Annotated in this window: 3 protein-coding genes; all 3 read left to right on the top strand. The window is 62.8% G+C overall.

The genetic code is table 11. From position 1 onward, the window contains the following. Positions 1–1,690 (top strand): sensor histidine kinase (locus RR928_RS14805; protein ID WP_332535954.1); only part of this gene is annotated, 1,690 nt, incomplete at its 5' end. Positions 1,691–1,997: 307 nt separating this feature from the next. Then, positions 1,998–2,519, top strand: a complete 522-nt coding sequence (locus tag RR928_RS14800) for a chemotaxis protein CheW (protein WP_442881458.1) — start codon at positions 1,998–2,000, stop codon at positions 2,517–2,519. 87 nt (positions 2,520–2,606) lie between these two features. Further along, a partial coding sequence (locus tag RR928_RS14795; protein ID WP_332535958.1) for an MCP four helix bundle domain-containing protein occupies positions 2,607–3,690 on the top strand: 1,084 nt, incomplete at its 3' end.

Raw genomic sequence — 3,690 nt, 5'->3', positions numbered from 1 at the left:
GACACAACCCCTGGTGATAATGGTCGAGGAGTCCATGGACAGCGCCATGGCACGCTGGCAGCAGGATGTCATAGGGTATCTGTACGTCGGCTTCGCGGCCTGCGCCTTGATGCTGCTGCTCTCCATCGTGGCATGGCGCGGCCTGCGTTCGCGTGAAGCGGCGCGTCGCATGGCGCGGCAGGTTCAAGTTCGCATTGCGCAAAGCGAACGCGAACTGGCGGTGCTGATGCGCAGCGTGCAGGAAGTCATCTTCCGCACCAACACTGCGGGCCGCATCACGTTCGTCAATGCACGGCTGGCCTTGATCACCGGCGGCAGCGAATCGCAGACGATTGGCCGCACGCTGCAGGAGCTGGTCGAGCCCAGCTACAGGTCGGCCGTGGAAAATCTCTTCGCGCGCGCCGAAGCCGGCGGGGTCCGCACCTGTCAAGCCATGTTCCACCTCGACGGCGGTCGCCAGCTGCTGTTCGACGTGGCGATGGTGCCGCTGCTGGAAAACGGCAAGCTGATGGGCTACGCCGGCAGCGCCGTGGACATCACCGAACGCTGGGTGGCCCAGCAGGAACTGCAAAACGAGCTGGAGTTCCGCGGGCTGGTGCTGGAGGTCAATCCCCTGCCTATCTCCATGACGGACATCCAGGGACGGCTGATGATGGTCAATCGCGCATGGGAAGCATACAAAGGTCGCGATCGCGCGCAGGTCATAGGCCTGCGCCTGGCGGACTTTCTTCCCGCCGAGGAAGTCGCGGTCCATGAATCCGCAGACCGGCAGCTGCTGGGCGAGGGCGGTCAGACCATGTTTGAAACCCGGGTGCTTCACGGCGGCAAGACCTGGCGCGACACACGGATCACGAAGGCCCTGGTGTACGACGCCGGCGGACAGGCAACGGCCATACTTTGCACGTTGATGGATGTCAGCGACTTTCGCGCGGCGGAGCGGCTGACACGCCAGGCGCAGGAGGCCTCCGATGAGGCCGCACGCTCCAAATCCGAATTCGTCGCCAACATGAGCCATGAATTGCGCACGCCCCTGCAATCCATCATGGGATTTTCGGAATTGGGCATGTTCCGCAGCAAGGCGGATGCCCGATTGACCGGCATGTTCGAGGACATCCACCGCTCGGGCGAACGCATGCTGTCGCTGGTCAACGACCTGCTGGATGTGGCCAAGCTGGAAAGCACCGTGGGCACTTTCCAGCTCGAGCGGGTGGACCTGCGCGGCGTCATCTACCCGGTGCTGCGCGAGCTCGATCCACTGCTGGCCCAGCGCAAGCTGCGCCTGGACGTGGCGCTGGGCGACCTGCCGCTCACCGCCAAGGTCGATCCGGTGCGCTTCCAGCAGGTCATACGCAACGTGCTGGCCAACGCCATCAAGTTCTCTCCCCAGGCATCGTCCATCACCCTGCTCGGCAGGATGGACAGCAGGGGCCAGATCCGGCTGGCCGTACGTGATCATGGTCCGGGCATTCCGGAGGAGGAACTCGGCGCCATTTTCGAGGCTTTCAAGCAGTCCAGTACCACCAAGGACGGCTCGGGCGGCACAGGCCTGGGCCTGGCCATCTGCAAGAAGATCGTGGAAGCCCTGGGCGGGCGCATCTATGCCGAGAACGTCAAGCAAGGCGGGTCGGTTTTCCACATCATCTTGCCGGCGCGCGGCTTCAGCGAGACCATCCCGGCCGAGCTGCAGTAACGCGTTTTTCCGCCCCGGCAGCCACGCAAGCTGCCCGGCTGCGGCACCCAACCGCCGCCAGCGCCCTGGCGCCGCGCTATTCGTGGCGAAACACGCGCCAACGCGCAGACAAACGCCATCTCCCGGTCTCGTCGGGCGATGCAGCGCTGGGCGCCGACCGCGCCCTGAGTCGGTGACGCCACCGCAAAAAACAGCAGAAATATCACATTCCGTACCAAAATGAAAAAACAGACAAAATACATTTGAAAAAAATCATTTTTATCACTATCATGTGATCATTGTTGCAAAAGATACATATTTACGCATCATGACCACCTCCGCCCCCCACCCCCGCTCTTACTCAGCGACAAAAGAAACTCCCGTCTTGCCGCGTGAGTACCTGGCCTTTCGTCTGGGCGCCGAACAGTACGGCATCGACATACTGCGCGTGCAGGAAATCCGTTCTTACGAGCCGCCCACCCGCCTGGCGCATGCGCCCGACTTCATCACGGGCGTGATCGATCTGCGCGGGCGCATCGTGCCCATCGCGGATCTGCGCATAAAGCTGCAATGCGCCGAAGTGGCCTACAACGAATGCACCGTCGTCATCATTCTGGACATGGGCATCTCTACGGTGGTGGGCGCGGTAGTGGACTCCGTCGCCGATGTGGTGTCGCTCGCAGCCGAGCAGATCAAGCCCTCGCCGCAGTTCGCGACACAAGGGTGCCTGGACCCATCGTTCGTGCAAGGCATAGCCCACATGGGCGACCGCATGCTGATCCTGATGGACATCACGGCTTTGCTCAACAACGACGGCATCGACTGGGCTGAGACCGCGGCGCCGGCCTGACCTGGCACAGGTCGCCGCATAAAACCCCACTTTCACAGCGCCTGCGCCATCGAGCGGGCCCTGGCTTTCCCTCTGACCGAGCCCACCATGAACAACTTCAAAATTTCCACTCGCCTCGCGGGCACGTTTGCCATACTGGTCGCGGTATTGCTGGCCGTGGTCGCGGTAGCGTGGTCGCAACTCGCGGCGATGGGCGCCCAGACCCACGAAATCACCGAAAACTGGCTGCCCAGTGTCGAGCAGGTCAACCAACTCAACACGGGACTATCGGATGCACGCATCTATGAACTGCGCCATGTGATGGCTTCGGGCGCGCCGGCCATGGCCGGGCACGAAAAGGCCATGCGCCAACTGCAGGAAAGACTGGACAAGATCCAGAAGTCCTACGAAGCGCTGATCAGTTCGCCTGAAGAGAGGAAGCTGTACGACGAGTACAACGCCGACCGCGCAAAGTACGTCGCGCTCTCCGCCAAGATCTTCGAACTCTCGCGCAGCAACGACAAGGAACAGGCGGCGGCCTTGCTCGATGGTGAATCCCTGCGCCTGTATGAAAAGTTCTCGGCAACCCTCTTGAAGCTCGTGGAGCTCAATGGCAAGGGCGCGCGCGAAGACGCGCAGCAGGCCATGCAGATCGAGTCGCAGGCGCGCATTGTCATGGTGACGACGGCCGCACTGGCCGTGTCCTTTGCGGCATTGGCGGCGCTGTGGCTGATACGCTCCATCACCCGGCCCCTGGCGCAGGCGGTCAATGTGGCCGACCGCATCGCCGATGGCGACCTGAATGTCGAGATCGCCGGCCAGGGCCGCGACGAGACGGGCCAGCTGCTCGGCGCATTGCAGCGCATGCAGCAAAGCCTGGTGAGCACCGTGAGCACGGTGCGCCAGAACGCGGAAGGCGTGGCTTCGGCCAGCGCGGAAATCGCCTCGGGCAACAACGATCTTTCCAACCGCACGGAGCAGCAGGCCTCGGCGCTGCAAGAGACGGCGGCCTCGATGGAGCAGTTGGGCTCGACCGTGCGCCAGAACGCTGACAGTGCCAAGCAGGCCAATCAGCTGGCCGTCAACGCGTCGACGGTGGCCGAGCAGGGCGGCCAGGTCGTGAGCCAGGTCGTGGAAACCATGAAGGAAATCAACGCCAGCAGCACCAGGATCGCCGACATCATCAGCGTCA

Source organism: Comamonas sp. (assembly GCF_036666375.1).
In the GTDB taxonomy this organism is placed as follows: domain Bacteria; phylum Pseudomonadota; class Gammaproteobacteria; order Burkholderiales; family Burkholderiaceae_C; genus Comamonas.
Note: the sequence above shows the minus strand (reverse complement) of the source record. Positions and strands in the feature narration are given on the sequence as shown.